This is a genomic window from Streptomyces sp. CA189, from assembly GCF_056428985.1.
This window is the reverse complement of record NZ_JBWJVM010000038.1, coordinates 32,629-56,375: the sequence shown is the minus strand read 5'-3', so window position 1 is coordinate 56,375 and position 23,747 is coordinate 32,629. Positions and strand designations below refer to the sequence as shown.

The window sequence follows — 23,747 nt, the reverse complement described above, 5'->3', positions numbered from 1 at the left end:
CCCGCACGGCGACGGTCACCCCGGTTACGCCGTACGGGCGATGACGTACCGGAAGATGTTCGGCAGCCAGACGGCCCCGTCACCCCGTTCGTACGGGTGAAGCGCCTCCGCCAGTTCCTTCTCCACCTGGACCGGGTCGGAGTGCTCGTACAGCCCGGTCGACAGCAGCCCGCGCACCGCGCTGTCCACGTCGGCGTACCCGAAGGGGCAGAACACCCGCCCCGACCCGTCCGGCACCAGCCCGGCGGCGGCCGCCATCCCGTCCAGGTCCCGCGCCGCCGGCCCGCCGCCCAGGACCGAGGGCACCGTGCACCGCTCCGCCGGACCCCAGTCGGCCAGCACCACCGCGCCGCCGGGCCGGCGCAGCGCCGGCAGGGCCGCGGCCAGGGCGCCCGGGGTGGGCGAGAAGGCCAGCAGGACGTCGTAGGGCACCGCGGGTGCGGGCGGAGCCGGGAGGACCTCCAGGAGGCGCTCCCGGGCCAGCGTCCGGCGTGCCGGATCCGTCTCCACACCCGTGGCCAGGGCTCCCCGGCCCGAGGCCAGCAGAAGGGCCAGTCCGGCCCCGCAGCCGAGGCCCAGCAGCCGGTCGCCCGGCCCGACCTCCAGCCGGTCGTAGACCGCCTCGTACAGCGGTACCAGCATCCGTTCCTGGATCTCCGCCCAGTCCCGCGCGACAAGCGTCGCCGTCGGCGTCGGTGTCATCGAAAGAGCGCTCCTGATTCCGTGTCGCCCCCATGCCCCCGTTGCCAGGGAACTCCCGATTCGCCCCCGCGTCCAGAGGAGCGCGCCACCCGATTCGCACCCGATTCACGTTCGGCACTCCGGGCGCCGTACCATTCGCGCCATGGCAAAGGCACCCGTTCTCACCCCTCAGGCGGAGGATTTCCCCCGCTGGTACCAGGATCTGATCAACAAGGCCGAGCTGGCCGACAACGGTCCGGTACGCGGCACCATGGTCATCCGACCGTACGGCTACGGGCTGTGGGAGCGGATGCAGCAGGAGATGGACGCGCGCATCAAGGACGCGGGCGCCCAGAACGCGTACTTCCCGCTGTTCATCCCGCAGTCCTACCTGACGCGGGAAGCGGAGCACGTCGAGGGCTTCGCCCCCGAGCTCGCGGTCGTCACGCACGGCGGCGGCAAGGAGCTGGACGAGCCGGTCGTCGTCCGCCCCACCTCCGAGACGATCGTCAACGAGTACTTCTCCAAGTGGGTCCAGAGCTACCGCGACCTGCCCCTGCTGATCAACCAGTGGGCGAACGTGGTCCGCTGGGAGATGCGCCCGCGCGTGTTCCTCCGTACGAGCGAGTTCCTCTGGCAGGAGGGCCACACGGCCCACCTCTCGTACGAGGACGCCCGCGACTACGCCGCCCGCATCCACACGGACGTGTACGGCGACTTCATGACCAACGTGCTCGGCATCGACGTCGTGCTCGGCCGCAAGACCGCCAAGGAGCGCTTCGCCGGCGCCATCAACACCCTCACCCTCGAGGGCATGATGGGCGACGGCAAGGCCCTGCAGCTCGGCACGAGCCACGAGCTCGGCACCAACTTCGCCAAGGCCTTCAACACGCAGTACCTGTCGAAGGAAGGCAAGCAGGAGCTCGTCTGGCAGACCTCGTGGGGCGTCTCCACCCGCATGGTCGGCGGCCTGATCATGTCGCACGGCGACGACAACGGCCTGCGGGTCCCGCCGCGCCTCGCGCACGTCCAGGTCGTCGTCATGGCGATCAAGGGCGACGAGGCCGTGGCGAAGGTCCGCGAGCTGGGCGCCCAGCTCAAGGCCGCGGGCCTGCGGGTGTTCGTCGACGACCGCGTCGACACCCCCTTCGGCCGCCGCGCCGTGGACTGGGAGCTCAAGGGCGTACCGGTCCGCGTCGAGATCGGCCCCCGCGACCTGGAGGCCGGCACCGCGATGCTGGCCCGCCGGATCCCGGGCGGCAAGGAGGCCGTGCAGATCTCCGACCTCGCCGCCCTGCTGCCCAAGGTGCTGGAGGAGGACCAGGAGCAGCTGCTGCGCGAGTCCCGCGAGCGCCGCATCTCCCGTACCTCCGACGTCTCGACCATCGAGGAGGCCGCCGAGGCCGCCATCGCCGGTGGCTGGGCGCGGATCCCGTGGGCCGACCTCGGCCCCGAGGGCGAGGCCAAGCTCGCCGAGCAGGCCGTCTCCGTGCGCTGCCTGATCGCCGAGGACGGGTCGGTGCCGCAGGCGGACGACGCCCCGGGCAACCTCGCGATCGTCGCGCGCTCGTACTAGCCGGTCCGGCTGACGGCTCTCACACCCCGGCGTGCGGCACTCGCCGCACGCCGGGGGCGTGCGCGTCGCCGCCGGCCGGTAGGCCGCGTTACGTACCGACTCCTCCTGAGATATGCGCACCCGTCCTCGTCGGGACGCATGAGACTGAACTGACTGGTACGTGCAAAAAATTTGGAATGGCCCGGAATCGGAACACCGGGGCACCCCGGCTCGTTGTCACGACGTGAGCACGACACCACCTGTTCTCGCCGCAGAGCTGGCGCAGGCGTGGGCCGATATTCAGCGGTACCACTCCGAGCTGCCTGACCTTGCCGCGCCCGAGTCCCTGATCGGAGAGTCCTCGTCCGCCTGCGGCGCCGAGCTCTCCTTCGAGCGACTGCTCCACGAGGCAGTCCACGGCATCGCCGCAGCCCGCGGAGTGCGTGACACTTCGCGCGCCGGCCGCTACCACAACCGCAGGTTCCTCGCGATCGCCGAGGAGATGGGGCTGGACCACACCGACGAGCCGCACGCGAGCAGCGGCTTCTCCCTGGTCTCGCTCAATCCCGAGGCGAAGAAGCGCTACCGCCCCACCATGGAGCGCCTCCAGCGCGCGCTGAAGGCCCACACGGTCGCCACGGCCGCCGACACCAAGCGCAGCTTCCGCGGTCCGGCCGCCCGGCACGGGTCCTCCGGCGGCGGCGTCCGCGTCAAGGCGGTCTGCGACTGCGGGCGCAATGTGCGCGTGGTCCCGTCCGTGCTGGCTCAGGCCCCGATCGTGTGCGGAGGCTGTATGAAGCCCTTCCGCATCCCGGACGTGGCCATCGCGGTGGCCTCCTGACCCGGCGGGCACGCTCCGCCACCTCCCGGCCGAGCGCGCCGCGGGCGTGTGGCACAATGGACAGCTGTACTCGACAGTCGCATAGGACCCCTCTCTCCTCCGGCTGACGCGTCCATCGGGCACCCGAGTACCGCAACCCCACGTGGCATCTCATGTGCCCAACCACGTCAAGTTCAGGAGACACCACTCCAGTGGCAGTCAAGATCAAGCTCAAGCGCCTCGGCAAGATTCGCCAGCCGCACTACCGCATCGTCGTCGCCGACGCCCGTACCCGTCGGGACGGTCGCGCGATCGAAGAGATCGGTATCTACCACCCGACGTACAACCCGTCGCGCATCGAGGTCAACGCCGAGCGTGCGCAGTACTGGCTGTCGGTCGGCGCCCAGCCCACCGAGGCTGTGCTCGCCATCCTGAAGCTCACCGGTGACTGGCAGGCGCACAAGGGCCTCCCGGCCCCCGCGCCGCTGCTGCAGCCGGCGACGAAGGAGAACAAGCGTCGCTCCTTCGACGAGTTCGCCAAGGCCCTCGAGGGCATCGGCGAGGGCAAGGGCGAAGCCATCACCCAGAAGGCGAAGAAGGCCGACAAGAAGGCGGACGAGGCTGAGGCCGAGACCGCCGAGTCGACCGAGGCCTGAGCATGCTCGAGGAGGCTCTTGAGCACCTCGTGAAGGGCATCGTGGACAACCCCGACGAAGTGCAGGTCGCCTCGCGCAACCTGCGCCGTGGGCAGGTGCTGGAGGTCCGGGTCCACCCCGACGACCTCGGCAAGGTGATCGGCCGCAACGGCCGCACCGCACGTGCTCTGCGTACCGTCGTGGGCGCCATCGGCGGCCGGGGGATCCGCGTCGACCTCGTCGACGTGGACCAGGTTCGCTGAGCAGTTGAATCACCGGCACGGGCCGGGGAGGGCGTTGGTTGCCCCCCCGGCCCGAGTCGTTTTTCCCACGGGTGAGAGCAACCATTAATTGAGCAACCACGACGGAGAGGTACCACCTCCGCGAGAGCGGCGGCGGTTTAGCCGCAAAAAGGGGAGAAATGCAGTGGAGCTGGTAGTCGCGCGGATCGGCCGCGCCCACGGGATCAAGGGTGAGGTCACCGTCGAGGTGCGGACCGACGAGCCCGAGCTGCGGCTCGGACCCGGCGCCGTACTCCGGACCGACCCGGCGTCGGCGGGACCGCTGACGGTCGAGACGGGACGGGTGCACAGCGGGCGGCTGATGCTGCGCTTCGCCGGGGTCAAGGACCGCACCGGCGCCGAGGCCCTGCGCAACATCCTGCTCATCGCCGACGTGGACCCGGCGGAGCTGCCGGCCGAGGACGACGAGTACTACGACCACCAGCTGATGGACCTCGACGTGGTCCTCGCGGACGGCACCGTGATCGGCCGGATCACCGAGATCTCCCACCTGCCCTCGCAGGACCTGTTCATCGTCGAGCGGCCGGACGGCACCGAGGTGATGATCCCCTTCGTCGAGGAGATCGTCGCCGAGATCGACCTCGACGAGCAGCGCTGCGTCATCACCCCGCCGCCCGGTCTCATCGACGAGCGCGAGGCGATCGTCGTCTCCACGCGGGACGAGGACGAGGACGAGGGCGCCGACGCGGATGCGGACGGGGACGCCGACACGGACGGGGAAGACGCCTGATGCGTCTCGACGTCGTCACGATCTTCCCCGAGTACCTGGAACCGCTCAACGTCTCCCTGGTCGGCAAGGCGCGGGCGCGCGGCCAGCTCGACGTACACGTCCACGACCTGCGGGACTGGACGTACGACCGGCACAACACGGTGGACGACACCCCGTACGGCGGCGGTCCCGGCATGGTCATGAAGACCGAGCCCTGGGGCGAGGCCCTGGACGCGGCGCTGGCCGACGGCTACGAGGCGGGCGCGCACGGGCCCGTCATCGTCGTCCCCACTCCCAGCGGCCGGCCGTTCACCCAGGAACTTGCCGTCGAGCTCTCCGAACGCCCCTGGCTGATCTTCACGCCGGCCCGGTACGAGGGCATCGACCGCCGGGTCATGGACGAGTACGCCACGCGCCTCCCGGTCTACGAGGTGTCCATCGGGGACTACGTCCTGGCCGGCGGCGAGGCGGCCGTCCTGGTCGTCACCGAGGCCGTGGCCCGGCTGCTGCCCGGGGTGCTCGGCAACGCCGAATCGCACCGCGACGACTCCTTCGCGCCCGGGGACATGGCCAACCTGCTGGAGGGGCCCGTCTACACCAAGCCCCCGGAGTGGCGCGGCCACGGGATCCCGGACGTGCTGGTCAGCGGCCACCACGGCAAGATCGCCCGCTGGCGCCGTGACGAGGCCTTCCGCCGCACGGCCGCCAACCGCCCGGATCTGATCGAGCGTTGCGAGGCCACCGCCTTCGACAAGAAGGACCGCGAGCTGCTGAGCATCCTCGGCTGGAAGCCGTCTCCCGACGGCCGATTTTGGCGCAGGCCCCAGACCGTGGAAGAATAGGCGGCTGCTGTGTGCTCGCGGACGCCCCTGCCACAGGGGGACCGTCGCCCGCCGAGTCCCGCAGCTCCCGAATTCTCTCCGGAAACCCCGCATCGGCGACCTGTGGCGTCATGCGAAGAAAGCAGACGAATCTCATGTCTCACCTGCTCGATGGCGTCAACGCCGCCACCCTGCGCTCGGACGTCCCGGCCTTCCGCCCGGGTGACACCGTCAACGTTCACGTCCGCGTGATCGAGGGCAACCGCTCCCGTATCCAGCAGTTCAAGGGTGTCGTCATCCGCCGCCAGGGCGCCGGCGTCTCCGAGACCTTCACGGTCCGCAAGGTCTCCTTCAGCGTCGGCGTGGAGCGTACCTTCCCGGTCCACTCCCCGATCTTCGAGAAGATCGAGCTCGTCACCCGCGGTGACGTGCGTCGCGCCAAGCTGTACTTCCTCCGTGAGCTCCGCGGCAAGGCCGCGAAGATCAAGGAGAAGCGCGACCGCTGATCTGCTCCCGGGGTTCAGGGGAAGGCCGGATAGGCTCGCCCCCGATGGACACCGAAGCACCTCACACGCAGCGCGGCCACTCTTCCCCCGACGAGGGGGAGGGGGGGTCGCGTTTCGTGCTTTCCGGAGCGGATCCTGCCCCGGGTCCCGGCCCGGGTCCTGCCCCGGGTCCCGGCCCCGACAAGGCCGGCTGGCTGACCTGGCGGCGCGTCGGGCTGATCGGCGTGGCCTGCGCCGTCTTCCTGCTGCTGTTCAGCAACTTCGTGCTCCAGCCCTTCCTGATCCCGAGCCGCTCGATGGAGCCCACGCTCGCCGTCGGGGACCGGGTGCTGGTCAACAAGCTGGCGTACCGTTTCGGCGGCGCTCCGGAGCGAGGGGACGTCGTGGTCTTCGACGGCACGGGCTCCTTCGTACGGGAGGACCCGGACGGGAATCCGATCGGCGAGGCCCTGCACGGGGCGGCCTCGGCGCTCGGGCTGGCCGAGCCCTCGGACACCGATTTCGTGAAGCGGGTCGTGGGCGTCGGCGGCGACGACGTGGTGTGCGACGAGAACGGCCGGATCGAGGTCAACGGGGTGCTGCTGGACGAGCCGTACCTCTTCCCCGGCGACTCCGGATCGAGAGTGCCGTTCCGTGTCGTCGTGCCCCTCGGGACGCTGTGGGTCATGGGTGACCACCGTTCCCAGTCCCGGGACTCCCGGGACCACCTGGGGGAGCCGGGTGGGGGGATGGTACCGGTGGAGAAGGTGATCGGGCGGGCCGACTGGATCGGCTGGCCGGTGTCGCGCTGGGGTGACGCGGGTTCCGTGGGCGGTGGCCGTGGGTAGCCGCGGGCGCCCGCCGGGCGACCGGTACGAGGACGCGGCCGCCGACCCGGAGCCGGAGCGGGACGCGGGAGCCGAGCCCCCGGAGCCCGGCGGCCGGGCCGAACGGCGTCGCCTCGCCCGCCGCGTCAAGCGCAGACGGCGTACCCGCCGCGTGGGCGAGCTGCCCCTGCTCGTGGTGGTCGCGCTGTGCATCGCCCTGATCCTCAAGACCTTCCTCGTCCAGGCCTTCTTCATCCCGTCGGGATCCATGGAGCAGACGATCCGGATCGGCGACCGGGTCCTGGTGGACAAGCTCACCCCGTGGTTCGGCTCCGAGGTCGAGCGCGGGGACGTCGTCGTGTTCAAGGACCCGGGAGGGTGGCTGGGCGGCGAAAGCGTCCAGCCCGCCGAGGACCCGGTGGGGATCAAGCAGATCAAGCAGACCCTCACCTTCATCGGCCTGCTGCCCTCGGCGAACGAACAGGACCTGATCAAGCGGGTCATCGGCGTCGGCGGGGACAGCGTGAAGTGCTGTGACTCCCGGGGCCGGGTCAGCGTCAACGGATCGCCGCTCGACGAGCCGTACGTGAACCCGGGCAACGCGCCCTCGGAGATCCGCTTCGAGGTGCAGGTGCCGGCCGGACGGATCTTCGTCATGGGCGACCACCGGGCGAACTCCGCCGACTCCCGCTACCACCTCGACGAGGCCTTCCACGGCACGATCGACGAGAAGGACGTGGTCGGCCAGGCCGTGGTGATCGCCTGGCCGTTCGGGCACTGGCACCGGCTGGAACAGCCCGCCACCTTCCGCATGGTTCCCGACCAGGCGCGCGCCGGTCGCCGCGCGCCCCGTGGGCGCCGGAGCGGCTCCTCGTTCGCATAGTGTGTCCTTGGTCTCCCGCGCCTTCGGGAACTCCCGCTCGTTAGGGGAGGGGAGGGCCCGTGCCTCATCAGGCCCGGGCGTCGATTTCCGAACGAGGAGTGGATGTGGGGGACGTGGCGGTTGGTGCACGGTCCGGACGCGACGAGGGTGGCGAGGAGCCGAACGACTCCTCCGGGCCCGATGCCGTAGAGAACGACGGCGACGCGCAGGACGGTGCCGGGGCACGCCCGCACCGTTCGTTCTGGAAGGAGCTGCCGCTCCTGGTCGGCATCGCCCTGTTGCTCGCTCTGCTGATCAAGACCTTCCTGGTGCAGGCGTTCTCGATCCCCTCCGACTCGATGCAGAACACCCTGCAGCGCGGTGACCGGGTCCTCGTGGACAAGCTGACGCCGTGGTTCGGATCCGAGCCCGAGCGCGGTGAGGTCGTGGTCTTCCACGACCCGTCGAACTGGCTGAGCGGGGAGCCCACCCCGGACCCCAACATCGCGCAGAAGGCCCTCAGCTGGATCGGCCTCATGCCGTCCGCCGAGGAGAAGGACCTGATCAAGCGGACGATCGCCATCGGCGGCGACACGATCGAGTGCAAGAAGGGGGGACCGGTCATCGTCAACGGCAAGGAGCTCGACGAGCCGTACATCTTCCCCGGCAACACCCCGTGCGACGACTTCCCCTTCGGTCCGCTCACCGTGCCCCAGGGCAAGATCTGGGTCATGGGCGACCACCGGCAGAACTCGCAGGACTCCCGCTACCACCAGCAGGACGCCACCCAGGGCTTCGTACCCGTCAGCGATGTCGTCGGACGCGCCGTGGTGGTCGCCTGGCCGATCACCCGCTGGTCCACCCTGCCGATTCCGGACACCTACGACCAGCCGGGCATCGGCACGCAGACCAAGGCCGCCGCGCTCGGCCTGGACGCCGCCGGGCTGGCGCCGGTCGGGCTCGGCCCGGCCGCGCTCGGGTTCGCCGGCGCGGTGCCGGTCGTGCTGTGGCGCAGGCGGAGGCTGACCGCGGGGCGTACCGGCAGGTAGGGTGCCGCCCAGGTCGACGATCTCCGAGTGTGGGGGCGCTTGCAATGGGCGGAACACGAGCAATACGAGCAGGTGACGGCGATGGCCGCGGTGCTCTCGGCAGCCTGCTGTCGGGAATCGCCGTGGCCATCGGCTTTGTGCTCTTCCTGGGCGGATTCGTGTGGGGAGCCGTCGTGTACCAGCCGTACACGGTGCCGACCGACTCGATGGTGCCGACCGTGAAGCCCGGAGACCGGGTGCTGGCACAGCGCATCGCCGGCGGGGACGTGCGCCGCGGGGACGTGGTGGTCTTCAAGGACGCGCAGTGGAGCGATTCGCCGATGGTCAAGCGGGTCGTCGGCATCGGCAGGGACACGGTCAAGTGCTGCGGTGACGGCGGCCGGCTCACCGTGAACGGCAAGGAGCTGGACGAGCCGTACATCGAGGCGGAGAAGCTCGATGCGGCGGGCGCTCCGGGCGGGTCCGCCTCCCGGACGGCGTTCGAGGTGACGGTGCCCGAGGGCAACCTCTTCCTGCTCGGCGACCGGCGCGGAGCCTCGCTGGACTCCCGGGCGCACCTGGAGGAGGCCGGCCAGGGGACGGTGCCCCGCACGGCGGTGAACGCCCGTGTCGACGCCCTCGCGTGGCCCGACATGGCGATGCTTGAGCGGCCCCAGGCCTACGCGGCCCTGCCCGGCGGGACCTCGACGGCGGGGCCGCTGCTGCTCCAGGTGGCCGCGGTGGTGGTCGGAGCCGCCCTGGTGGTGCTCGGAGCCGCGTACGGGCCGGTCGTACGGGTGCTCGGGCGCGGGCGGAGGCGGGAGCGGGCCGATGTCCGCTGACGCGACGGCGGGGGCGGGTGGGGCGGGTGGGCCGCGCAAGGTGGCGCGGGTGATCCTGATGGACCCCGAGGACAGGATCCTGCTGCTGCACGGCTTCGAGCCGGGCAACCCGGCGGACGACTGGTGGTTCACCCCGGGCGGCGGTCTGGAAGGGGCCGAGACCCGCGAACAGGCCGCGCTCCGCGAGCTCGCGGAGGAGACCGGGATCACCGACGTGGAACTGGGGCCGGTGCTGTGGCACCGCTACTGCTCGTTCCCCTTCGACGGGCGCCGCTGGGAGCAGGACGAGTGGTACTTCCTCGCCCGGACCACCCAGACGGCGACCGTGCTGGGAGGCCTCACCGAGCTGGAGCGCCGCAGCGTCTCGGGTACCAGGTGGTGGACCTCCGAGGAACTTCTTGCGGCCCATGAGACGGTGTACCCGACCAGACTCGCAGAGCTGCTCCGCAGGCTGCTCGACGACGGTCCCCCGGGTGCGCCCGTGAACCTGGCCCCGGAAATCGTTTAGGGGCGCACGGGCCTGGCGCACAATAGGGGGACGCACGGCTGAAGGGGAACATGCCATGAGTGCCGAGGACCTCGAGAAGTACGAGACCGAGATGGAGCTGAAGCTCTATCGCGAGTACCGCGACGTCGTCGGGCTGTTCAAGTATGTGATCGAGACCGAACGACGCTTCTACCTCACCAACGACTACGAGATGCAGGTGCACTCGGTGCAGGGGGAGGTCTTCTTCGAGGTCTCGATGGCCGATGCGTGGGTCTGGGACATGTACAGACCGGCTCGGTTCGTCAAGCAGGTGCGGGTGCTGACCTTCAAGGACGTGAACATCGAGGAGCTCAACAAGAGCGATCTCGAACTTCCGGGCAGCTGATTTCCCCGTCCGGCTCTTCGCTTGATTCCTTCGCCGGTTCTTCGCCTGATTCCCTCGCCGGGGTGACGCGGCCGTCCACATCGCCCCGACTGTCCACCAAGATCCACTAGGTGGGCGGGGACGCGGGATCGTCGGTGCCGGAGGTGGTGCCGGATGAACGCGAAGGGCGTGGCACAGCAGGCATTGGGGCGGTACGGCGAGGACCTCGCGACGCGGCGGCTCACCGAGGCCGGGATGACCGTGATCGCGAGGAACTGGCGGTGTCGCGGCGGGGAGATCGACATCGTCGCCCGGGACGGGGACGCCCTCGTCGTGTGCGAGGTCAAGACCCGGCGGGCGGGGGAGTTCGAACATCCCATGGCCGCGCTGCGGCCCGCCAAGGCGGAGCGCCTGCGCAGGCTGGCCGGGCGCTGGCTGGCCGACCACGGGGGACCACCTCCGGGCGGGGTGCGCATCGACCTCGTCGGCGTCCTCCTGCCGCGGCGCGGCGGCCCCGTGGTGGAGCACGTCAGGGGGGCGGCCTGATGGGGTTCGCACGAGCCTGCTCGGTCGCCCTCGTGGGCGTCGACGGCGTGGTGGTGGAGGTCCAGGCCGACCTGGAGCCCGGGGTGGCCACCTTCGCCCTGGTGGGCCTGCCCGACAAGACCCTGGTCGAGAGCCGGGACCGGGTCAGGGCGGCCGTGGTGAACTCCGGCGCCGCCTGGCCGCAGAAGAAGCTCACCGTCGGCCTCAGCCCGGCGTCGGTCCCGAAGTCGGGCGCCGGCTTCGACCTGGCCGTGGCCGCCGCCGTCCTGGGCGCCGCCGAAGTGGTCGACCCGAAGGTGATCGCCGATCTCGTCCTCATCGGGGAGCTGGGGCTGGACGGCCGGGTGCGTCCCGTCCGCGGGATCCTGCCGGCCGTGCTCGCCGCCGCCGAGGCCGGATACCGGCAGGTCGTGGTCCCGCAGCAGTGCGCGGCCGAGGCCATGCTCGTCCCGGACGTCTCGGTGCTCGGGGTGCGCAGTCTGCGGCAACTGATCGCGGTGCTCACCGAAGGGGAGGTCCCCGAGGAGGATCCGCCGGATCCGCCGGGGCGCCCGGACCCGATGCTCGCCGGGCTGGTCGTTCCCGGCGCCGGACTCGGCACGGGGGTGGCCCGCGACGGCGACGGGCGGGACTTCCCCGATCTCGCCGACGTCGCCGGACAGCACGCGGCGCGCCGGGCCCTGGAGGTGGCGGCCGCCGGGGGCCACCACCTCTTCCTGAGCGGGCCGCCGGGCGCGGGCAAGACGATGCTGGCCGAGCGGATCCCCTGGATCCTTCCCCCGCTCACCCGACAAGACTCCCTGGAGGTGACGGCCGTCCACTCGGTCGCGGGAATCCTGCCCCCGGGCGAACCGCTCCTCGCCCGGCCCCCGTACTGCGCCCCGCACCACTCGGCGACCATGCAGTCGCTCGTCGGGGGCGGAGCCGGTGTGGCCAGGCCCGGAGCGGTGTCCCTGGCCCACCGGGGGGTGCTGTTCCTCGACGAGGCCGCGGAGTTCAGCACCAAGGCCCTGGACGCCCTGCGGCAGCCCCTCGAGGCGGGACACGTGGTCATCGCCCGGGCCGCCGGGGTGGTACGCCTGCCGGCCCGGTTCCTGATGGTGCTCGCAGCCAACCCCTGTCCGTGCGGGCGGCACACCCTGCACGGGACCGGATGCGACTGTCCGGCCTCGGTGATCCGCCGCTACCAGGCCCGGCTGTCGGGGCCGCTGCTCGACCGGGTGGACCTGCGGGTCGAGGTCGAGCCGGTCACCCGCTCCGATCTGCTGGGGTGCGGCGGCCGCGGCGAAGCCACCGCGGTGGTCGCCGCGCGGGTCCGGGAAGCCCGGGACCGGGCGGTGGCCCGGCTCGGCGGCACACCCTGGAGGCTCAACGCTGAGGTCCCCGGCCACGAGCTGCGGACCCGCTGGCCGGCCGCCCCGGGTGCGCTGGCGCAGGCCGAGCGGGACCTGGAGCGCGGCCTGCTGACCGCGCGGGGGCTCGACCGGGTGCTCCGGGTGGCCTGGACGGTGGCCGACCTGAGGAGCCGGGACCGCCCCGACGCGCTGGACGTGGCGGTCGCCCTCGAACTGCGCACCGGAATCGCCCGCGGAGCCGGGGCGCACCTGGACGCGGCCTCATGACGGCCCCCACGTCGGCTCCCGCGTCGGCCCCGGAACCCGGCCCGGAGCCGGAGGCGGAAATGGAGGGCGAGGTGCTCGCGCGGGCCGCGCTCACCCGGGTCCTGGAGCCCGGGGAGGAGCACGGCGGGCGGTGGCTGCGGGAGTACGGGGCCGTCGGGCTGATACGGCTGCTGACCGGGCCCGCGCCGGAGCCCGGGGTGCTGACCGGGGTCGGCGGCGAGCGGCTCGCCGGATACCGGCGCCGGGCCGCGTCGGCCGCCCCCCGGCGGGACCTGGCGGTGGCCGCCGAGACCGGGTCGCGGTTCGTCTGCCCGGGGTCGGCGGAGTGGCCGAGTCAGCTGGACGACCTCGGTGACGCCCGGCCCGTCGGGCTGTGGGTGCGGGGCAGGCCGAGCCTGCGGGCCTGGGCGCTGCGCTCCGTGGCGGTGGTCGGGGCCCGCGCGTGCACCCCGTACGGGGCACACATGGCCCAGAGCCTGGCCGGTGAACTCGCCGAGCACGGCTGGGTGGTCGTCTCGGGTGCCGCCTACGGGATCGACGGCGCCGCCCACCGCGGGGCCCTCGCCGCCGGCGGAGCCACGGCCGCCGTGCTGGCCTGCGGGGTGGACGTGCCCTACCCGCGCGGGCACGCCGGACTGCTCGGCCGGATCGCCGCCCAGGGGCTGCTCCTCGGCGAGCTGCCGCCCGGCAGCCACCCCACGCCGAGCCGGTTCGTCCTGCGCAACCGCGTCATTGCCGCCCTGACCCGGGGCACGGTCGTCGTGGAGGCGGCCCACCGCAGCGGGTCCCTGGTCACCGCCCGGCGGGCCCAGGCGCTGGGGAGGATCACGATGGGCATCCCCGGCCCGGCCACCAGCGGGCTCTCGGCCGGCGTGCACGAACTGCTGCGCGGCGAGGCCTCACTGGTCACGGACGCGGCGGAGGTCATCGAGCTGGTCGGGAGAATGGGCGAGCTGGCCCCCGAGCGGCGGGGCCCCGTGATCGCCCGGGACCTGCTGGGCCCCGACACGGTCCGGGTGCTCGAAGCCCTCCCGGCGGGGCGCCTCGCCGACCTGGAGGAACTGGCCCTCGCGGCGGGCGCCGGCACTGATGAAGTCATCGGCAGACTGTACGAACTTCACTCTCTGGGGTTTGTCGAACGGCAGGGCGACGGCTGGCAGTTGACCCCGAAGTGGCCGAGAGGAGGCGCATAAAGCGGAGTCACCCGGCGAGGCGGTCGTTGACCTGGGGCGTTCCGGTGAAAGAGTGAAGCCGATGAGAGACGCGGTCTTCCCGGTGGCACCCGCCGGGACCGTGCGCCAGGCGCCGGTCCCGGGTCGCCCGCGCGAGTCGGGGCGCCTTTGCGGGCCCGCGCGATCCCGTACTCTTCGCGCACCGCGACACTTCCGTCACGCTACGCTCCCAAGGAATCCGGCTCCGGCAAAGGCGAAGCATGCCCCAGCACACCTCAGGGTCCGACCGCGCTGCGGTGCCCCCCGCTGCGCGCGGCAGCGAGCGGTCCACCGCGCCCTCGTCCCTGGAGGTGCTGTGGCGCTCGTACAAGGACTCGGGTGACGAGCGGCTGCGGGAGCAGCTGATCCTGCACTACTCGCCCCTCGTGAAGTACGTGGCGGGCCGGGTCAGCGTCGGCCTGCCGCCCAATGTGGAACAGGCCGATTTCGTCTCCTCGGGAGTCTTCGGACTGATCGACGCCATCGAGAAGTTCGACATCGAACGGTCCATCAAGTTCGAGACGTACGCGATCACGCGCATCCGCGGAGCGATGATCGACGAGTTGCGGGCGCTGGACTGGATCCCCCGCTCGGTGCGGCAGAAGGCGCGCGCCGTGGAACGGGCCTACGCCACGCTGGAGGCCCAGCTGCGGCGCACCCCGACCGAGCACGAGGTCGCCGGGGAGATGGGCATCGGCGTGGAGGATCTCCACGCCGTTTTCAGCCAGTTGTCGCTGGCCAACGTGGTCGCCCTCGAAGAGCTGCTGCACGTGGGCGGGGAGGGCGACCGCCTCTCCTTGATGGACACCCTGGAGGACACCGCCGCCGACAACCCGGTGGAGGTCGCCGAGGACCGGGAGTTGCGGCGGCTGCTGGCGCGGGCCATCAACACGCTGCCCGAGCGGGAGAAGACGGTGGTGACGCTCTATTACTACGAGGGCCTCACGCTCGCCGAGATCGGCAACGTCCTCGGGGTCACCGAGAGCCGCGTCAGCCAGATCCACACCAAGTCGGTCCTGCAGCTGCGGGCGAAGCTGGCGGACGTCGGGCGCTGATCCGGGCCACCGGGGCGTGGGGGCGGGGCCGAGAGCGTGCGACGGCCTTGCGGTACATCCGTAGAGTGGACGCGTGCCCAGGATTCGAGCGGCCTCCGTGGCCGAGCACCGGTCGATGCAGCGCGGCGCTTTGTTGGACGCCGCGCGTTCCCTGCTGTCCGAAGGGGGGACGGAAGCACTGACCTTCCCCGCCCTCGCTGAGCGGACCGGCCTCGCCCGGTCCTCCGTGTACGAGTACTTCCGGTCCCGTGCGGCCGTCGTCGAAGAGCTGTGCGCGGTGGACTTCCCCGTGTGGGCGGCCGAGATCGAGGCGGCGATGTCCGAGGCGGAGGCGCCGGAGGCGAAGATCGAGGCGTATGTGCGCAGCCAGCTCGGGCTGGTGGGGGACAAGCGGCACCGGGCGGTGGTGGCGATCTCGGCGAGCGAGCTGGACGCCGGGGCGCGCGAGAAGATCCGCGCGGCGCACGGGAGCCTGATCGCGATGATCGTGGAGGCGTTGGGCGCGCTGGGGCAGGCGGAGCCGAGGCTGGCCGCGATGCTGCTCCAGGGTGTGGTGGATGCCGCCGTCCGGCGGATCGAGGCGGGGGCGGGGGAGGATCCCGTCGTGGTCACGGACGCGGCGGTGGCGATGGCCCTGCGGGGCGTCGGGGGCTGACCCGGCCTGGCCCCGGCTCCGGCCTCGGCCCCGGTTGCCGGTTCTGGCCCCGGCCAGGGGGACCGGTTCTGTGTCGTGGCGGGCCGGTGTAGTGGTCGGCTGCCCTGCGGGGCCGTCCCCTACCCGCCCTTCCTCCGTTCCCAGGGCTCTGCCCTGACCTGGTCCTCAAGCGCCGGACGGGCTGGGAGGGGTGCCGGGCTGCGCCCGGACCCCCTGGGGCTCCGCCCCAGACCCCGGTCCTCAAACGCCGGACGGCTGGAAAGCCTCGGACCCCGGTTCTCAAGCGTCGGACGGCTGAGATGCCCCGGACCCCGGTCCTCAAGCGACGGACGGCTGAGATGCCCCGTCTGGGGCGCCGGACGGCTCAAGGGGAGGAGGCGGGGGGTCGGGTGGGGGAGGAGGGTCAGGGGGTTGAGGTAGGTCTGGGCGTGGAGGAGGCCCCAGTGGAGGCAGGGGCGGGGGCAGTGGGGGCCGTCCGTGAGGAGGGCCACGACCTGGCCCGTCGTGACCTCGGCGCCCTCCGACACCAGGGGGCGGACCGGTTCGTACGTCGTGCGCAGGCCGTTCGGGAGGGTCAGCGAGAGGACTCCGCGGCCCGCGACCGGGCCGGCGTAGTGGACCCGGCCCGGGCCGACCGCGCGGAGCTCCGCGCCCACCGGGGCCGCCAGGTCCACCCCGCGGTGGCCCGCCGCGTACGGGGTCGGGGGCGGGTCCCACCAGCGGACCACCGTCAGGGGTGACGGGAGCGGGCGTCCGCCCGGGGCCTCTGCGGTGCTCGGAGCGCGCCGCAGCTCCGGCGGTGGGGCCAGGGTGAGGCCCAGGGCGAGGATCAGGGTGAGCAGCAGCTTCGTCATGGGGGAAGGGTCCCGTTTCCGGAGCCGGTCCGTCCGGGCCTGTGGACCGGCGGGGCGGTGTGGATGACCGCGTCACCCGGCATACCACCGGGTCCCGTACACTTCTTGTGGCGATCCGGGTCACCGGGTCGACTTCGCACGCCCCAGCACCAGCCCGAAAGGGCCAGGTGACAGCGTCTCTCGGTCCCCTCTTCGGGGGCAGGGCGCGACAGGGGCGTCAGGAACCAAACCGAGAAAACAAGGAGATGGCCATGGCCGTCGTAACGATGCGGGAGCTGCTGGAAAGCGGCGTCCACTTCGGTCACCAGACCCGCCGCTGGAACCCGAAGATGAAGCGCTTCATCTTCACGGAGCGCAACGGCATCTACATCATCGACCTGCTGCAGTCGCTGTCGTACATCGACCGCGCCTACGAGTTCGTGAAGGAGACCGTCGCCCACGGCGGTTCCATCATGTTCGTCGGTACCAAGAAGCAGGCCCAGGAGGCCATCGCCGAGCAGGCGACGCGCGTTGGTATGCCCTACGTCAACCAGCGCTGGCTGGGTGGCATGCTCACCAACTTCTCCACCGTCTACAAGCGCCTTCAGCGTCTGAAGGAGCTTGAGGCGATCGACTTCGAGGACGTCGCCGCCTCGGGTCTCACCAAGAAGGAGCTCCTGGTCCTCTCTCGCGAGAAGATCAAGCTGGAGAAGACCCTCGGTGGTATCCGCGAGATGTCGAAGGTCCCCAGCGCCGTCTGGATCGTCGACACCAAGAAGGAGCACATCGCCGTCGGTGAGGCGCGCAAGCTCCACATCCCGGTCGTCGCGATCCTCGACACCAACTGCGACCCCGACGAGGTCGACTACAAGATCCCGGGCAACGACGACGCGATCCGCTCCGTCGGTCTGCTCACCCGCGTGATCGCCGACGCCGTCGCCGAGGGCCTCATCGCCCGTTCCGGTGCCGCCACTGGCGACTCGAAGCCGGGCGAGAAGGCCGCTGCCGAGCCGCTCGCCGAGTGGGAGCGCGACCTGCTCGAGGGTGAGAAGAAGGCTGACTCCGACGAGTCGGTCGAGGCCGAGGCCGCCCCGGCCGCCGAGGCTGTCGTCGACGCCCCCGCCGTCGAGGCCGAGGCCGCTCCGGCCGCCGAGGCCGAGGTTGTCGCCGAGCCCGTCGTCGAGGCTCCGGCCGCCGACGCCGAGCAGGCCTGACCCACTGAGAGCGCCCGGCGTTCATGCGCCGGGCACTCACAGCACGGACGATGACGGCGGGGGAGCCGCGCCACAAGCGCGCCTCCCCCGCCGTTCACCCGTAGATCTACGACTTCGAGAGAGAATCACAGACTCATGGCGAACTACACCGCCGCTGACGTCAAGAAGCTCCGCGAGCTCACCGGCGTCGGCATGCTGGACTGCAAGAACGCGCTGGTCGAGTCCGACGGCGACGTCGACAAGGCCGTCGAGGCGCTCCGTATCAAGGGTCAGAAGGGCGTCGCCAAGCGCGAAGGCCGTTCTGCCGAGAACGGTGCCGTCGTCTCCGTGATCGCCGACGACAACACCTCCGGTGTCATCGTCGAGCTGAAGTGCGAGACGGACTTCGTCGCCAAGGGCGAGAAGTTCCTGGCCGTCACCAACCAGCTGGCCGAGCACGTTGCCGCGACCTCCCCGGCCGACATCGAGGCGCTCCTCGCGTCCGAGATCGAGCCCGGCAAGACCGTCCAGGCGTTCGTGGACGAGGCCAACGCCAACCTCGGCGAGAAGATCGTCCTGGACCGCTTCGCGCAGTTCACCGGCGGCTACGTCTCGGCGTACATGCACCGCACGATGCCCGACCTGCCGTTCCAGATCGGCGTCCTGGTCGAGCTCGACAAGGAGAACGCCGAGGTCGCCCGCGGCGTCGCGCAGCACATCGCCGCGTTCGCGCCGAAGTGGCTCTCCAAGGACGACGTCCCCGCCGACGTCGTCGAGTCCGAGCGTCGCGTGGCCGAAGAGGTCACCCGCGCCGAGGGCAAGCCGGAGGCCGCGCTGCCGAAGATCGTCGAGGGTCGTGTCAACGGCTTCTTCCGCGACAACACGCTGCTTGGCCAGGCGTACGCCCTGGACGCCAAGAAGTCCGTCCAGAAGGTTCTGGACGAGGCCGGTGTCACCCTGGTGCGCTTCTCGCGCATCAAGGTCGGCATCTGAGTCCGTCCGTACGCGACGGACACCGGACCCCGGTAGGGTCTGAAGCAGTCGCCCGCGTTCGCGCAGGGCGACCGCAGATCTGACGAGGAGGCCATTGCCGTAGAGGGAACCGCGAGGACCCACCGGCAATGGCCTTCTTCGTATGTGCACGAGGAGATCTCCATGAATCAGGGCGTGGACACCCACACCGCTTCCGACGACAAGAGCGACCAGGACAAGAAGGGCCGCCGCTTCATGCTGAAGCTGTCGGGCGAAGCCTTCTCCGGTGGCGGAGGACTGGGCGTCGACCCCGACGTAGTCCACGCCATCGCCCGCGAGATCGCCGCGGTGGTCCGCGACGGCGCGGAGATCGCGATCGTGATCGGCGGTGGCAACTTCTTCCGCGGCGCCGAACTCCAGCAGCGCGGCATGGACCGGGCCCGGTCCGACTACATGGGCATGCTCGGCACGGTCATGAACTGCCTCGCCCTCCAGGACTTCCTGGAGAAGGAAGGCATCGACTCCCGCGTCCAGACGGCCATCACCATGGGCCAGGTCGCCGAGCCGTACATTCCGCTGCGCGCCGTGCGCCACCTGGAGAAGGGCCGCGTGGTCATCTTCGGCGCCGGCATGGGCATGCCCTACTTCTCCACCGACACCACGGCCGCCCAGCGCGCCCTGGAAATCGACGCGGAAGCCCTGCTCATGGGCAAGAACGGCGTCGACGGGGTCTACGACTCCGACCCGAAGAAGAACCCGGACGCGGTGAAGTTCGACGCGCTGGAGTACAGCGAGGTGCTGTCGCGCGACCTCAAGGTCGCCGATGCCACCGCCATCACGCTGTGCCGCGACAACAAGCTGCCCATCCTGGTCTTCGAGCTGCTCGCCGAGGGCAATATCGCGCGCGCCGTCAAGGGTGAGAAGATCGGCACGCTCGTGAGCGACCAGGGCACCCGGGCCTGAGCAGGCCCCGTCCGCCTGAACCATCCATTTCTGACATGCAGGAGCACGTGGTGACCGAAGAGATCCTCCTCGAGGCCGAGGAGAAGATGGAAAAGGCCGTCGTCGTCGCCAAGGAAGACTTCGCCGCGATTCGCACCGGTCGTGCGCACCCGGCGATGTTCAACAAGATCGTGGCGGAGTACTACGGCGCCATCACGCCCATCAACCAGCTCGCCTCCTTCTCGGTCCCCGAGCCGCGCATGGCGATCGTGACCCCGTTCGACAAGAGCGCCCTGCGCAACATCGAGACGGCCATCCGCGACTCGGACCTGGGCGTCAACCCCAGCAACGACGGCAGCATCATCCGGGTGACCTTCCCCGAGCTGACGCAGGACCGCCGCAAGGAGTACATCAAGGTCGCGCGCACCAAGGCCGAGGACTCCAAGGTGTCGATCCGCGCCATCCGCCGCAAGGCGAAGGACGCCCTCGACAAGCTCGTCAAGGACAAGGAAGCCGGCGAGGACGAGGTGCGCCGCGCCGAGAAGGAGCTCGACGACACCACCGCGAAGTACGTCGCGCAGGTGGACGAGCTGCTCAAGCACAAGGAAGCCGAGCTCCTCGAAGTCTGATGAACGACTCTTCCTGGCAGCCGGAGCCGGTTCCGGCGGGTCCCGCCTACGATGCGCTGGTGGGCCCGCACACTCGGCCCATGCCCATCGTGCCCGATGCCGCCGGCCGTGACTTCGACGACCGGGAAGCACGCGATCGGGGGGCCGCCGCTGACGGCGGCCCCCTCTTCCGCGCCGATACGCCGCCGCAGGAGCCCATGCCCAGCCCCCCGCCGACCCCGCCTTCGCCGGCACCGCAGGATGCCTCGCCACCGCCTCAGAAGAAGCGTGCCGGGCGGGACCTGCGTGCCGCCATAGGGGTCGGAGTGGGCCTCGGTGCGGTGATCTTCGCCTCGCTGCTCATCGTCAAGGCGGTCTTCGTCGGCGTCGTCGTCGTGGCGGTCGTGGTCGGCCTGTGGGAGCTCACTTCGCGGCTCCAGGAGAAGAAGGGCATCAAGGCCCCGCTGGTCCCGCTCGCGATCGGCGGTGCGGCGATGGTCATCGCCGGGTACGTCCGCGGGGCCGAGGGCGCCTGGGTGGCCATGGCGCTGACGGTGCTGGCCGTCCTCGTCTGGCGGATGACCGAGCCGCCCGAGGACTACCTCAAGGACGTCACTGCGGGTGCCTTCGCGGCGTTCTACGTGCCCTTCCTGGCCACCTTCGTCGCGATGCTGCTCACCGCCGACGACGGGCCGCAGCGGGTGATCACCTTCCTGCTCCTGACCGTGGTCAGCGACACCGGGGCGTACGCGGTCGGCTGGCGCTTCGGCAAGACCAAGCTCGCCCCGCGCATCAGCCCCGGAAAGACCCGCGAGGGGCTCTTCGGAGCGGTGGCCTTCGCGATGGGGGCCGGCGCGCTGTGCATGGAGTTCCTGATCGACGGGGGCGTCTGGTGGCAGGGCCTGGTGCTCGGCCTCGCCGTCGCGGTCAGCGCCACGCTCGGCGACCTCGGGGAATCCATGATCAAGCGGGATCTCGGGATCAAGGACATGGGCACGCTGCTGCCGGGCCACGGCGGCATCATGGACCGGCTGGACTCCCTGCTTCCGACGGCCCCGGTGGTCTGGCTGCTGCTCGCGGCCTTCGTCGGCACCGGCTGACCTGCGAAAAGGCGCCCGTACAGGCGGGGCGGTTACTCTTGGAAGGCGCGCTGCTTCTGCGGCGCGCCTTTCGTCTTACAAGGAGTACCTGCCATGGCCCGCCCAGTCCCGGGAGAGCTCACTTTCGTCGCCCCTCGTGGAGCGAAGAAGCCGCCCCGGCACCTCGCCGACCTCACCCCCGAGGAGCGCCGGGAGGCGGTCGCCGCGATCGGTGAGAAGCCCTTCCGGGCCAAGCAGCTCTCCCAGCACTACTTCGCCCGGTACGCGCACGACCCGGCCGAGTGGACCGACATCCCCGCCGGCTCCCGCGAGAAGCTCCAGCAGGAGCTGCTGCCGGACCTGATGAACGTCATCCGCCACATCTCCTGCGATGACGACACCACGCGCAAGACCCTGTGGAAGCTGCACGACGGCACGCTCGTCGAGTCCGTGCTGATGCGCTACCCGGACCGGGTCACCATGTGCATCTCCTCGCAGGCGGGCTGCGGCATGAACTGCCCGTTCTGCGCCACCGGCCAGGCCGGTCTCGACCGCAACCTGTCGACGGCCGAGATCGTGCACCAGATCGTCGACGGCATGCGCGCCCTGCGCGACGGCGAGGTCCCCGGCGGGCCCGCCCGGCTGTCGAACATCGTCTTCATGGGCATGGGCGAGCCGCTCGCCAACTACAACCGCGTCGTCGGCGCCATCCGCCGCCTCACCGACCCGGAGCCCGACGGCCTGGGCCTGTCCCAGCGCGGGATCACCGTCTCCACCGTGGGCCTGGTCCCGGCGATGCTGCGCTTCTCCGACGAGGGCTTCAAGTGCCGTCTCGCCGTCTCCCTGCACGCCCCGGACGACGAGCTGCGCGACACCCTGGTCCCCGTGAACACCCGCTGGAACGTCCGCGAGGTGCTCGGCGCGGCCTGGGAGTACGCGGAGAAGTCCGGCCGCCGGATCTCCATCGAGTACGCCCTGATCCGCGACATCAACGACCAGGCCTGGCGCGGCGACCTGCTCGGCAAGCTGCTCAAGGGCAAGCGCGTGCACGTCAACCTGATCCCGCTGAACCCGACGCCGGGCTCGAAGTGGACCGCCTCGCGGCCCGAGGACGAGAAGGCGTTCGTGGATGCCATCGCCCGTCACGGGGTGCCGGTGACCGTACGCGACACCCGTGGTCAGGAGATCGACGGCGCGTGCGGCCAGCTCGCCGCCTCGGAGCGCTGATTTCCGCCAGTTAAGGTTTGCATTCGGCCACGGGGTACCCTGTGGCCGAACCAATTTCATATTCCGACAGGGGAGCGCCACAGCGCTGAGAGTGCGGTAACCGTCACCGCAGACCCTCTGAACCTCGCCCCGGTCATTCGGGGTAGGAAGTTCGGTCACCACTCAAGCTGTTGCGCCCTGCCCGGCGTCCGCTCCACAGAGCGCCGGGCAGGGCCGCGTCTTCTCCTGGACATCCCAGGAGGAATGCACCAATGAGCACCACCAAGAAGATGGCGGGCGTCGCGCTCGTGGCCGCGCTCGGCGTCACCACGCTCAGCGCCTGCGGCGGCGGCGCCAAGGACAAGTCCGCAGGGGCGAGCGACGTCCCGAAGTCCAAGACGATCACCCTGGTCTCGCACGACTCCTTCAACGTGACCGACACGGTCCTCAAGGAGTTCGAGGCGCAGAGCGGCTACACCGTCAAGGTCCTGAAGTCGGGCGATGCGGGCGCGGCCCTGAACCAGGAGATCCTCACCAAGGGCTCCCCGCGCGGCGACGTCTTCTTCGGCGTGGACAACACGCTCCTCTCCCGGGCCCTCGACAACGGCATCTTCACGCCGTACGAGGCCAAGGGGCTGGCCGACGTGAAGCCCGAGTTCGTGCTCGACAAGGAGCACCGGGTCACCCCCGTCGACTCCGGCGACATCTGCGTGAACTACGACAAGGCCTACTTCGCCGACAAGAAGCTCGCCCCGCCGCAGACGCTGGACGACCTGATCAAGCCGGAGTACAAGAACCTGCTGGTCACCGAGAACGCCGCGACCTCCTCGCCGGGCCTCGGCTTCCTCCTCGCCACCGTCGGCAAGTACCAGGGCGAGGGCTGGAAGGACTACTGGACCAAGCTCAAGGCCAACGGCGTCGAGGTCGTCGACGGCTGGGAGCAGGCCTACAACGAGCGCTTCTCCGGCTCGGCGGGCGGCAAGAAGGCCAAGGGCGACCGCCCGCTGGTCGTCTCGTACGCCTCCAGCCCGCCGGTCGAGGTGCTCTACGGCGAGCCGCAGCCGGCCGAGGCCCCGACGGGCGTCGCGACGGGCACCTGCTTCCGGCAGACCGAGTTCGCGGGCCTGCTCAAGGGCGCGAAGAACGAGGAGGGCGGCAAGGCGCTCCTGGACTTCCTGATCTCCAAGAAGTTCCAGGAGGACATGCCGCTCCAGATGTTCGTGAACCCGGTGACCAAGGACGCGGCGCTGCCGGAGCTGTTCACCAAGCACGGCGTCGTCATCGAGAAGCCCGAGACGGTCACCCCCGAGGACATCGCCAAGAACCGCGACCAGTGGGTCAAGACGTGGACCACCCTCGTCGTGAAGTAGGACGAGTGAGCAGGGTTCCGAAGGAGAGCGGGCGGGC

Annotated in this window: 27 protein-coding genes; 25 read left to right on the top strand and 2 right to left on the bottom strand. The window is 70.8% G+C overall.

What is annotated here, in order from left to right; genetic code table 11:
• Positions 1-24: 24 nt before the first annotated feature.
• On the bottom strand, positions 25-702 hold the full coding sequence (locus tag AC061S_RS25695) for a methyltransferase type 11 (protein ID WP_478688251.1): 678 nt from the start codon (positions 700-702) through the stop codon (positions 25-27).
• Between the two features lie 142 nt (positions 703-844).
• Here AC061S_RS25695 and proS point away from each other — a divergent pair, with 142 nt between their 5' ends.
• From proS to AC061S_RS25605, 18 genes are all read left to right on the top strand, one after another.
• The gene (proS, locus tag AC061S_RS25690) at positions 845-2,257 is read left to right on the top strand and encodes a proline--tRNA ligase (protein ID WP_385433993.1); all 1,413 of its coding nucleotides are present in this window, start codon (positions 845-847) and stop codon (positions 2,255-2,257) included.
• Between the two features lie 223 nt (positions 2,258-2,480).
• Positions 2,481-3,077, top strand: coding sequence for a hypothetical protein (locus AC061S_RS25685; RefSeq protein ID WP_250743890.1), 597 nt, complete (start codon positions 2,481-2,483; stop codon positions 3,075-3,077).
• A 191-nt stretch (positions 3,078-3,268) separates the two neighbouring features.
• Positions 3,269-3,712 (top strand): 30S ribosomal protein S16, encoded by a 444-nt coding sequence (rpsP, locus tag AC061S_RS25680; RefSeq protein WP_243337676.1) that lies wholly within the window; start codon positions 3,269-3,271, stop codon positions 3,710-3,712.
• A gap of 2 nt (positions 3,713-3,714) precedes the next feature.
• Positions 3,715-3,954 (top strand): RNA-binding protein, encoded by a 240-nt coding sequence (locus AC061S_RS25675; protein ID WP_030011889.1) that lies wholly within the window; start codon positions 3,715-3,717, stop codon positions 3,952-3,954.
• 163 nt (positions 3,955-4,117) lie between these two features.
• Positions 4,118-4,723: a ribosome maturation factor RimM gene (gene rimM, locus AC061S_RS25670; protein ID WP_478688250.1), complete on the top strand. Its 606-nt coding sequence runs from the start codon at positions 4,118-4,120 to the stop codon at positions 4,721-4,723.
• The gene (gene trmD / locus AC061S_RS25665) at positions 4,723-5,544 is read left to right on the top strand and encodes a tRNA (guanosine(37)-N1)-methyltransferase TrmD (protein WP_478688249.1); all 822 of its coding nucleotides are present in this window, start codon (positions 4,723-4,725) and stop codon (positions 5,542-5,544) included. The genes rimM and trmD overlap by 1 nt, the downstream gene beginning before the upstream one ends.
• 134 nt (positions 5,545-5,678) lie before the next feature.
• A complete protein-coding gene (gene rplS, locus AC061S_RS25660) occupies positions 5,679-6,029 on the top strand; it encodes a 50S ribosomal protein L19 (protein ID WP_214947866.1) in 351 nt (116 codons plus the stop codon).
• A 44-nt stretch (positions 6,030-6,073) separates the two neighbouring features.
• Positions 6,074-6,856, top strand: coding sequence for a signal peptidase I (gene lepB, locus AC061S_RS25655; protein WP_478688248.1), 783 nt, complete (start codon positions 6,074-6,076; stop codon positions 6,854-6,856).
• The gene (gene lepB / locus AC061S_RS25650) at positions 6,849-7,718 is read left to right on the top strand and encodes a signal peptidase I (RefSeq protein ID WP_478688247.1); all 870 of its coding nucleotides are present in this window, start codon (positions 6,849-6,851) and stop codon (positions 7,716-7,718) included. Before lepB (AC061S_RS25655) ends, lepB (AC061S_RS25650) begins: the two co-directional genes overlap by 8 nt.
• Before the next feature lie 113 nt (positions 7,719-7,831).
• The gene (gene lepB / locus AC061S_RS25645) at positions 7,832-8,746 is read left to right on the top strand and encodes a signal peptidase I (RefSeq protein WP_478688246.1); all 915 of its coding nucleotides are present in this window, start codon (positions 7,832-7,834) and stop codon (positions 8,744-8,746) included.
• Between the two features lie 44 nt (positions 8,747-8,790).
• Positions 8,791-9,567, top strand: a complete 777-nt coding sequence (lepB, locus tag AC061S_RS25640; protein WP_478688245.1) for a signal peptidase I — start codon at positions 8,791-8,793, stop codon at positions 9,565-9,567.
• Positions 9,557-10,075 carry an NUDIX hydrolase gene (locus AC061S_RS25635; protein ID WP_478688244.1) on the top strand — a complete coding sequence of 173 codons (519 nt, stop codon included), beginning with the start codon at positions 9,557-9,559 and terminating at the stop codon, positions 10,073-10,075. The genes lepB (AC061S_RS25640) and AC061S_RS25635 overlap by 11 nt, the downstream gene beginning before the upstream one ends.
• 55 nt (positions 10,076-10,130) lie before the next feature.
• Positions 10,131-10,439, top strand: a complete 309-nt coding sequence (locus AC061S_RS25630) for a DUF2469 domain-containing protein (RefSeq protein WP_005311352.1) — start codon at positions 10,131-10,133, stop codon at positions 10,437-10,439.
• Positions 10,440-10,592: 153 nt separating this feature from the next.
• Entirely contained in the window at positions 10,593-10,964 is a 372-nt protein-coding gene (locus AC061S_RS25625) for a YraN family protein (RefSeq protein WP_243337661.1), read from the top strand.
• Positions 10,964-12,586 (top strand): YifB family Mg chelatase-like AAA ATPase, encoded by a 1,623-nt coding sequence (locus AC061S_RS25620; RefSeq protein WP_478688243.1) that lies wholly within the window; start codon positions 10,964-10,966, stop codon positions 12,584-12,586. Before AC061S_RS25625 ends, AC061S_RS25620 begins: the two co-directional genes overlap by 1 nt.
• On the top strand, positions 12,583-13,779 hold the full coding sequence (gene dprA / locus AC061S_RS25615; RefSeq protein WP_478688242.1) for a DNA-processing protein DprA: 1,197 nt from the start codon (positions 12,583-12,585) through the stop codon (positions 13,777-13,779). The genes AC061S_RS25620 and dprA overlap by 4 nt, the downstream gene beginning before the upstream one ends.
• Before the next feature lie 239 nt (positions 13,780-14,018).
• Positions 14,019-14,852, top strand: coding sequence for an RNA polymerase sigma factor WhiG (whiG, locus tag AC061S_RS25610; RefSeq protein ID WP_250743879.1), 834 nt, complete (start codon positions 14,019-14,021; stop codon positions 14,850-14,852).
• Positions 14,853-14,949: 97 nt separating this feature from the next.
• Positions 14,950-15,507: a TetR/AcrR family transcriptional regulator gene (locus tag AC061S_RS25605; RefSeq protein WP_250743946.1), complete on the top strand. Its 558-nt coding sequence runs from the start codon at positions 14,950-14,952 to the stop codon at positions 15,505-15,507.
• A gap of 119 nt (positions 15,508-15,626) precedes the next feature.
• Here AC061S_RS25605 and AC061S_RS25600 read toward each other — a convergent pair whose 3' ends face one another.
• Complete coding sequence (locus tag AC061S_RS25600; protein ID WP_478688241.1) at positions 15,627-16,361, bottom strand: M23 family metallopeptidase; 735 nt, start codon at positions 16,359-16,361, stop codon at positions 15,627-15,629.
• Positions 16,362-16,612: 251 nt separating this feature from the next.
• Here AC061S_RS25600 and rpsB point away from each other — a divergent pair, with 251 nt between their 5' ends.
• From rpsB to AC061S_RS25565, 7 genes are all read left to right on the top strand, one after another.
• On the top strand, positions 16,613-17,554 hold the full coding sequence (rpsB, locus tag AC061S_RS25595; RefSeq protein ID WP_478688240.1) for a 30S ribosomal protein S2: 942 nt from the start codon (positions 16,613-16,615) through the stop codon (positions 17,552-17,554).
• Between the two features lie 135 nt (positions 17,555-17,689).
• Positions 17,690-18,526 (top strand): translation elongation factor Ts, encoded by an 837-nt coding sequence (tsf, locus tag AC061S_RS25590; RefSeq protein WP_478688239.1) that lies wholly within the window; start codon positions 17,690-17,692, stop codon positions 18,524-18,526.
• A gap of 162 nt (positions 18,527-18,688) precedes the next feature.
• A complete protein-coding gene (gene pyrH, locus AC061S_RS25585) occupies positions 18,689-19,468 on the top strand; it encodes a UMP kinase (protein ID WP_243337648.1) in 780 nt (259 codons plus the stop codon).
• A gap of 50 nt (positions 19,469-19,518) precedes the next feature.
• Positions 19,519-20,076 (top strand): ribosome recycling factor, encoded by a 558-nt coding sequence (frr, locus tag AC061S_RS25580; RefSeq protein ID WP_112453867.1) that lies wholly within the window; start codon positions 19,519-19,521, stop codon positions 20,074-20,076.
• Positions 20,076-21,155, top strand: coding sequence for a phosphatidate cytidylyltransferase (locus AC061S_RS25575; RefSeq protein ID WP_478688238.1), 1,080 nt, complete (start codon positions 20,076-20,078; stop codon positions 21,153-21,155). Before frr ends, AC061S_RS25575 begins: the two co-directional genes overlap by 1 nt.
• 93 nt (positions 21,156-21,248) lie before the next feature.
• Positions 21,249-22,361, top strand: coding sequence for a dual-specificity RNA methyltransferase RlmN (gene rlmN, locus AC061S_RS25570; protein ID WP_243337645.1), 1,113 nt, complete (start codon positions 21,249-21,251; stop codon positions 22,359-22,361).
• 251 nt (positions 22,362-22,612) lie between these two features.
• A complete protein-coding gene (locus tag AC061S_RS25565; RefSeq protein WP_478688237.1) occupies positions 22,613-23,710 on the top strand; it encodes a thiamine ABC transporter substrate-binding protein in 1,098 nt (365 codons plus the stop codon).
• Positions 23,711-23,747: the final 37 nt, after the last annotated feature.

Excerpts from the sequence above, each read along its gene's own strand:
- AC061S_RS25695 (WP_478688251.1), bottom strand. The coding sequence starts at position 702 with ATGACACCGACGCCGACGGCGACGCTTGTCGCGCGGGACTGGGCGGAG.
- proS (WP_385433993.1), top strand. The coding sequence starts at position 845 with ATGGCAAAGGCACCCGTTCTCACCCCTCAGGCGGAGGATTTCCCCCGC.
- AC061S_RS25675 (WP_030011889.1), top strand. The coding sequence starts at position 3,715 with ATGCTCGAGGAGGCTCTTGAGCACCTCGTGAAGGGCATCGTGGACAAC.
- trmD (WP_478688249.1), top strand. The coding sequence starts at position 4,723 with ATGCGTCTCGACGTCGTCACGATCTTCCCCGAGTACCTGGAACCGCTC.
- rplS (WP_214947866.1), top strand. The coding sequence starts at position 5,679 with ATGTCTCACCTGCTCGATGGCGTCAACGCCGCCACCCTGCGCTCGGAC.
- lepB (WP_478688248.1), top strand. The coding sequence starts at position 6,074 with ATGGACACCGAAGCACCTCACACGCAGCGCGGCCACTCTTCCCCCGAC.
- lepB (WP_478688245.1), top strand. The coding sequence starts at position 8,791 with ATGGGCGGAACACGAGCAATACGAGCAGGTGACGGCGATGGCCGCGGT.
- AC061S_RS25635 (WP_478688244.1), top strand. The coding sequence starts at position 9,557 with ATGTCCGCTGACGCGACGGCGGGGGCGGGTGGGGCGGGTGGGCCGCGC.
- AC061S_RS25630 (WP_005311352.1), top strand. The coding sequence starts at position 10,131 with ATGAGTGCCGAGGACCTCGAGAAGTACGAGACCGAGATGGAGCTGAAG.
- AC061S_RS25625 (WP_243337661.1), top strand. The coding sequence starts at position 10,593 with ATGAACGCGAAGGGCGTGGCACAGCAGGCATTGGGGCGGTACGGCGAG.
- AC061S_RS25620 (WP_478688243.1), top strand. The coding sequence starts at position 10,964 with ATGGGGTTCGCACGAGCCTGCTCGGTCGCCCTCGTGGGCGTCGACGGC.
- dprA (WP_478688242.1), top strand. The coding sequence starts at position 12,583 with ATGACGGCCCCCACGTCGGCTCCCGCGTCGGCCCCGGAACCCGGCCCG.
- whiG (WP_250743879.1), top strand. The coding sequence starts at position 14,019 with ATGCCCCAGCACACCTCAGGGTCCGACCGCGCTGCGGTGCCCCCCGCT.
- AC061S_RS25600 (WP_478688241.1), bottom strand. The coding sequence starts at position 16,361 with ATGACGAAGCTGCTGCTCACCCTGATCCTCGCCCTGGGCCTCACCCTG.
- rpsB (WP_478688240.1), top strand. The coding sequence starts at position 16,613 with ATGGCCGTCGTAACGATGCGGGAGCTGCTGGAAAGCGGCGTCCACTTC.
- tsf (WP_478688239.1), top strand. The coding sequence starts at position 17,690 with ATGGCGAACTACACCGCCGCTGACGTCAAGAAGCTCCGCGAGCTCACC.
- pyrH (WP_243337648.1), top strand. The coding sequence starts at position 18,689 with ATGAATCAGGGCGTGGACACCCACACCGCTTCCGACGACAAGAGCGAC.
- AC061S_RS25575 (WP_478688238.1), top strand. The coding sequence starts at position 20,076 with ATGAACGACTCTTCCTGGCAGCCGGAGCCGGTTCCGGCGGGTCCCGCC.
- rlmN (WP_243337645.1), top strand. The coding sequence starts at position 21,249 with ATGGCCCGCCCAGTCCCGGGAGAGCTCACTTTCGTCGCCCCTCGTGGA.
- AC061S_RS25565 (WP_478688237.1), top strand. The coding sequence starts at position 22,613 with ATGAGCACCACCAAGAAGATGGCGGGCGTCGCGCTCGTGGCCGCGCTC.